This window comes from Picosynechococcus sp. NKBG042902 (assembly GCF_963864045.1).
Classification (GTDB): domain Bacteria; phylum Cyanobacteriota; class Cyanobacteriia; order Cyanobacteriales; family MRBY01; genus MRBY01.
Genome location: NZ_CAWLTV010000030.1, coordinates 1 through 5,520 on the forward strand (window position 1 = coordinate 1; position 5,520 = coordinate 5,520).

Below are 5,520 nucleotides of genomic sequence, written 5' to 3' on the forward strand. Positions count from 1 at the left end.
ATCCGGCATATACATTTTTTTGTCCGCGCCGATGCCATGTTCTCCGGAAATGCTGCCCCCCTTCGCAACACAGAGCTTGAGGATTTCGCCGCCGACTTTTTCTACGGCTTCTAGATCCCCTGGAATGGCGCTGTTATATAAAATTAACGGGTGTAAGTTGCCGTCCCCCGCATGGAAGACATTGGCAATTTTGTACCCGTGGCGATCGCCAATGGCATTAATCTCGGTTAGCACTTCGGCCAACTTTGTCCGGGGAATCACCCCATCCTGCACAAAATAATCGGGGCTAATATTGCCCGCCGCCGCAAAGGCTGATTTACGCCCTTTCCACAATTTCAGCCGGGTTTCTGGATCATTGGCGCTGGTGATTTGCCGCGCTCCCTGGGCCAAGCAAATTTCCTTGATTCGTTCCTTTGCTGCCTTGACCTCCGCTGCCATCCCATCAATTTCGATCAACAAAATAGCCGCCGCATCACGGGGGTAACAATTCAGCTTGACGATATCTTCCACCGCATTAATGCTGAAGTTGTCCATAATCTCCATTCCCGCTGGAATGATGCCCGCACTGACGATCGCCGCCACCGAATTTCCCGCCGCCTCGATAGACGTATAATCTGCCAGAAGCACACAAACCGCTTCCGGTCGCTTCAAAATTTTTAGGGTGATTTCCGTGGCAATGCCCAGAGTCCCTTCTGACCCCACAAAGACGCCCATCAAGTCATAGCCCGGCATTTCTGGCACAACGCCGCCGAGGGTGACCACATCCCCCATGGGGGTGACGACTTTGAGTTGGAGTACATGGTTCGTGGTGACGCCATATTTAAAACAATGGACACCGCCGGAATTTTCTGCCACATTGCCACCGATGGAGCAGACCGTTTGGCTCGAAGGATCGGGTGCATAGTAAAAGCCAGCCCCACTCACCGCTTGGGTGACCCAATTGTTAATCACCCCTGGCTGCACGGTGATCTGCTGATTGTCTAGGTCAATGTTAAGGATTTCCCGCATCCGTGCCGTCACAATCAAAATGCCATTGTCTAAGGGCAAAGCGCCCCCCGATAGCCCTGTCCCGGCCCCCCGCGCCACCCAGGGGATTTCTTGTTCATGGCAAAATTTGGCGATCGCCGCAATTTCTGCAGTGGTTCTGGGGAGCACCACCAGGGCAGGCCGTTTACGGTAGGCACTGAGGCCATCACATTCATAGGTAAGAATTTCTTCCTTGCGCCGAATAACGCCATCCCGCCCAACGATTTCCACCAGTCGCCGCCGAATCCAGGGCCAATCTCGTTGTTGCGTTGCGGATACTGACGAAAAAACCATTGCTATTTTCAGGAAAGCACAGTGGTTTCTATCTTATCCCCTGGCTGAGTCGCCCCGGCACAAACCGCAGATTTTGTTACGGTTGCTGGCTCCTAAGCAAACGCCTCCACCAGCGGCAGAGGCGATTGGATAACCCATGATTAATTTCAAGCTTAGAAACCTGAGAACAACTCCTAACGGATTTTCCGGGCTTCTTCAACCATTTGGTCAATGAGGGGCGACAGAATAATTTCCATAGCAAAGCCCATTTTGCCCCCCGGAACAACCAGGGTCGTATGGCGGGACATAAAAGAACCCGGAATCATACTGAGCAGGTAAGGGAAATCAATGGAAAATCTTTCGTAGAAGCAGCGATTGGTGTGGACAATCACAAAGCTCTCATCGGGGGTGGGAATGTCCCGCGCAATGAACGGATTAGAGGTATCAACCGTTGCGACCCGTTGGAAATTGATGTGGGTGCGGGAAAATTGGGGCGTGATGTAGTTCACATAGTCAGGCATCCGGCGCAAAATCGTATCAACGATGGTTTCGGCACTGTAGCCACGCTCGGCATTATCCCGGGAAATCTTTTGGATCCACTCTAGGTTGACGATGGGCACAACCCCCACCAACAGGTCAACGTACTGGGCCACATCGATGCCATTACCCACGGCGCCCCCATGGAGCCCTTCATAAAAGAGCATATCGCTGTTGGGTTTGATATCTTCCCAGGGAGTAAATTCTCCGGGCTGACAACTGACGCCGAGTCTTTCGTTGTGGTGTTCGGCTTCTTCGGGGCTGTGGAGATAGTAGCGTTGTTGTCCGGAGCCCTGTTCGCCATATTCTTTGAAGAGGGCTTCGAGCTTGTCGAGGACGTTCGCCCCAAGGCCAAAGTGACTGAAGTTTTTCCCGGCGGCGGAAGCCTGGGCCATCATGCGGCGCATTTCGACCCGATTATATTTGTGGTAGCTATCACCTTCGATGACAACGGGGTTGATTTGCTCACGACGGAAAATATGCTCAAAGGCGCGTTTTACGGTGGTCGTCCCGGCTCCGGAGGATCCAGTGACAGCAACAATAGGATGTTTTTTAGACATGGATGGTGATAGTAAACGGACAAGGGTAAGTAGCACAAATCATATCAGGCAGTGGGGTCTTTCTCGGTAGGGGACGAGATTAATGCCTGGATTCGCCTGCAGTCACGATCATGACCAACTATTGTTAATTAAGTTTGAGGATGGCCCCTTCATCAAATGTGGGTTCCCCCAGGAGGTAAGATATCCCCTCAGGTTGCACATCCCCTGGGAGCCGCTCCTGTTCAATGTATTGCTGACCGTCAAAAACATGGAGAACATAGGACGGTGTAGCACCACCACCAGATTCGGGGCGAATTAGATTTTGCCAGCCTGCTGCAACCTCGTCAGTGACAATGATCGGCAGACGACTAATCGGAAAAGAATTGATTAGGGAATAAGCGCAATCTTCCGGGGTTAGCAACAATAAATCACATCCTCCTGTGCCACAGAAAATAGAACCCATTGGATAGACTAAAACTTCTTCTTTTCCATCTCCGTTTAAGTCTACTCGACTGTAAACATAGCGTGCCTGCTGTCCATCTTCACCAATAATTTCTTGTCTATAGTCAGGGAAAGCATCGAGAATGGCCGCTTCGATGGCTGGGTCTGGTTCTGCTTGGAACAGTGCACCGATGGAAGAATCATATCGTTGCCAAACATAAATACCAGCATCGGCCATCAAACTCAGATAAAGTTTGTCATCTTCTAAGATGTAAGAGCGAATAAATGCTGTATCAGCGGCAATTTTTTCATCTAGACTAGGTTCAGGACAAAGGGCACGGGTTGTTTCTAAAGGGCCAAATTGAAAGGAACCGCCGCTTGTTTCGTTGTTAGCTTCGGCAGACCAATCACCAACACCACGATTACAGTTTAGTTTCATAGAGACTGTCCCGTCGCCTTTTAAGCGCATAATGTACAGGCGTGGATCATCGGGACGAATGGTGCCAATTGCGTCATCCATCGATTGAAACTCCACAAGATACCAGTCTGTATCGGCAAGGGAATGGTTTGGATCCAGTGAATCTTGTGTTGTTTGTTCCATGGATACTTCAGAAAATGAGTTGGGCATTTTTGTCTCCGTCGTCTGGCAGCCCATGAGCGGAGAACTTAACAGCAGCATTGTGACACCCGTCAACACTGATATCTGGGAAAAAGAATTACGCTTCATTATCATTTTTTTATTTCTCTCTCATATAATTTGTTACTCTGCCCCAGAAAAAGACTTTTTGTCTTCTTTATTTTAAATTTATAAATACTATCTAAGGATTGCTATTACTTTTTAATTGAAGTTTTGGAATGCCTATTTCAATGTTATTTTCATCAAAAGCTTTTTTCAAGCGACGGCTATATTCCCGTTCCACAGACCATTGTTCGAGTGGTCTAGTTCTAATAAGCAAACGAATCAAGATACCTGTATGAGCAATTTTATCAATTCCTAAGATCTCAGGTTTCTTGATAATTTTCTCATGCCATGCTGGATCGCTATACAGTTGTTGTGCCACATTGTCGATCACTTCTAAGGTGTGATCGACATCAGCTTCATAACTTACCTCAATAGCATAATTAACTTGTGACCAATCACTCGATAAATTTTGTACCACTCCAATTGACCCATTCGGAATGGTAATCAATTCACCATTTAAATTACGTAACTGGGTCGCTCGTAAAGAAATTTTCTCCACTGAACCATTTTGATCACCAATTTTTACAGTATCCCCCACAGCGTACTGATCTTCCCATAAAATAATCACCCCAGCAATTAAATCTTTAAGTAAGCTTTGGGAAGCTAAAGATATTGCAAAGCCGAAGAAGCCAAAGAAAAAGGCAACCGATTGGTTGATACTACCTAGCTCATGAAGATGATAAACAATGGCAGAACCTAATAACAAATAAATTATCGTCCTGAGCCAATCTTTGAACATTTTGGACAAGGTACGAGATCGTATCGTCAGGCGCTGTTGTAGTTGCCTTTCAGAAGATTTTTGGGCTAAGTATTCACAGAGAACATCACCTATTTTAATTGCCAACCTTGAGGTCAGCACGAGCACTAACATAAGTAATGGTGTACCTAGTGTTGCTTGCCGACCAAGGCTAATCAACCAATCTATGGGAGCCCAACTCGGAACAACGCTTCCAGCCCAAGTCCCACGGATCGTAACCCCTAAAATCCAATTACTGAAGGGACGAGACCAATAGAAGAGGCTACAAAGATAACCAATTCCAAGGAGCCATACCAGCCATTGAGTCCAAAATAAAACTGATCTATACAATGCATTCAAGTTGGATTTTGGGCTCATTGAAAAGTTCTGAAATTGCAGTTCAGTGACTTCCATGCCTCTCCAACTCTTTAATTTATCAACGATTTGATCTTGAGAAGCTTTATCTTCTGAATTTAAAAAGAATTCATCAAGATTGTTTTGTTTAGCAAATAACCATTTCTGCCCTCGAGATAGACAAAAATTAGCTCCAATCAGAGCAGTCAGAATCAAAAGGGCCTGTTGAGCCTGAGATAATAAGTGAGGAGTTTGACGTTCTTTCCAAGCTTGAATAAGATCACTCTTAGCTCTTGTCGCTACGTTATCTGCGATCTGAAAAGGTTGTGAGCCTCCCAATCGAGGCCTTTCAATATCAGCTTGAGTTACTGAAAACAGTACCTCTGGTAAATTTTCCTTTGGAAAGGAAACAAGGACTACAGTTATACCTTTTTGCTCATCAACACTGGTAATTAATTGTTCCTCTAGGATTTTCTCTTGTTGTTCTAATCCAATATTTTGGGGAACAATCTCTCGAGTATAACGGAGCATATTCTCTAAGACATTGACAAGCTTGCTATGTAAAATATAAGAGCGGGTTGACGCATCATAGATGCTCTCCAGAATATCATTATCGGTTCTTAATTCGACGAATGAGGGGATAGTCCCAAGCATTTTTCCACTCAGAAAAACAGGGGAAACATTTAGATTCCCTCTCCTGAACATTGGGGTATTATTATCAGAGATCAGAGTATTTTCCGGCAATTCTGAATTAGTAAATGATTGAGCAAAAGTTGGAAATAAACAACTTATGAGCAATGTAAAAATCAGTAGAAAAAGACTAATGAAATACGCTAAACTTTGTATTAATCTTCGGAGTCTTGTAGTTCTCA

General features: G+C 45.9%; 5 protein-coding genes. 1 reads left to right on the forward strand and 4 read right to left on the reverse strand.

Annotated elements, in window-relative coordinates; all coding sequences use genetic code 11:
- The 3 genes from AACR41_RS00320 to AACR41_RS00330 all read right to left on the reverse strand — a co-directional run.
- On the reverse strand, nt 1-1,320 hold a 1,320-nt coding region (locus tag AACR41_RS00320; RefSeq protein ID WP_030008310.1), incomplete at its 3' end, for an FAD-linked oxidase C-terminal domain-containing protein.
- A 173-nt stretch (nt 1,321-1,493) separates the two neighbouring features.
- On the reverse strand, nt 1,494-2,396 hold the full coding sequence (locus tag AACR41_RS00325; protein WP_030008311.1) for a phosphoribulokinase: 903 nt from the start codon (nt 2,394-2,396) through the stop codon (nt 1,494-1,496).
- Between the two features lie 124 nt (nt 2,397-2,520).
- The gene (locus AACR41_RS00330) at nt 2,521-3,417 is read right to left on the reverse strand and encodes an META domain-containing protein (protein WP_030008312.1); all 897 of its coding nucleotides are present in this window, start codon (nt 3,415-3,417) and stop codon (nt 2,521-2,523) included.
- Here AACR41_RS00330 and AACR41_RS00335 point away from each other — a divergent pair.
- Nucleotides 3,416-3,619: a hypothetical protein gene (locus AACR41_RS00335; RefSeq protein ID WP_030008313.1), complete on the forward strand. Its 204-nt coding sequence runs from the start codon at nt 3,416-3,418 to the stop codon at nt 3,617-3,619. The two genes, AACR41_RS00330 and AACR41_RS00335, sit on opposite strands and share 2 nt — an antisense overlap.
- Before the next feature lie 15 nt (nt 3,620-3,634).
- Here the strand turns inward: AACR41_RS00335 and AACR41_RS00340 are convergent.
- Nucleotides 3,635-5,520, reverse strand: a 1,886-nt coding sequence (locus AACR41_RS00340) for a mechanosensitive ion channel family protein (protein ID WP_216627675.1), incomplete at its 5' end; no start/stop codon positions are given.

Coding starts and splice junctions, on each gene's coding strand:
- AACR41_RS00335 (WP_030008313.1), top strand. CDS start 3,416: ATGGATACTTCAGAAAATGAGTTGGGCATTTTTGTCTCCGTCGTCTGG.
- AACR41_RS00325 (WP_030008311.1), bottom strand. CDS start 2,396: ATGTCTAAAAAACATCCTATTGTTGCTGTCACTGGATCCTCCGGAGCC.
- AACR41_RS00330 (WP_030008312.1), bottom strand. CDS start 3,417: ATGGAACAAACAACACAAGATTCACTGGATCCAAACCATTCCCTTGCC.